Raw genomic sequence first — 315 nt, 5'->3', positions numbered from 1 at the left:
TAGAACGCCGGCGCCTGGAAGGTCCAGGTATCGAGCCAGATGCCGGCGAGCCCGCGCCGCCGGGCCGCGTCCTCGGCCAGCGCCATCACCCGGCGTCCGAGGCCCTGCCCCCGGGCGGGACCGAGGGCGAGGAGTTCGACGAACAGCATGCCGTAGCCGGTGCGGCCCCAGAGGCCGCCGACGACGGCGCCGCTCTCGTCCCGGACCGTGACGGCGAGCAGGCCCCAGTCGCCGTTAGGCACCTGGGCCTCGTTGTGGGCCACGAGGGGCGCCAGGATCTCGGCCCGGATAGCCGGGTCCGGGTCCATCTCAGGC

1 protein-coding gene is annotated in these 315 nt (G+C 74.9%); it reads right to left on the bottom strand.

Annotation, left to right across the window (positions count from 1 at the left end):
* On the bottom strand, window positions 1-315 hold a 315-nt coding region (locus tag CVH10_RS19150), incomplete at both ends, for a GNAT family N-acetyltransferase (RefSeq protein ID WP_219924846.1).

Origin of the sequence: Halomonas sp. ND22Bw (assembly GCF_003011945.1) — a bacterium.
Lineage (GTDB): Bacteria > Pseudomonadota > Gammaproteobacteria > Pseudomonadales > Halomonadaceae > Halomonas > Halomonas halophila.
The sequence above is the reverse complement of the archived record's forward strand: the minus strand, read 5'-3'. Positions and strand labels throughout refer to the sequence as shown.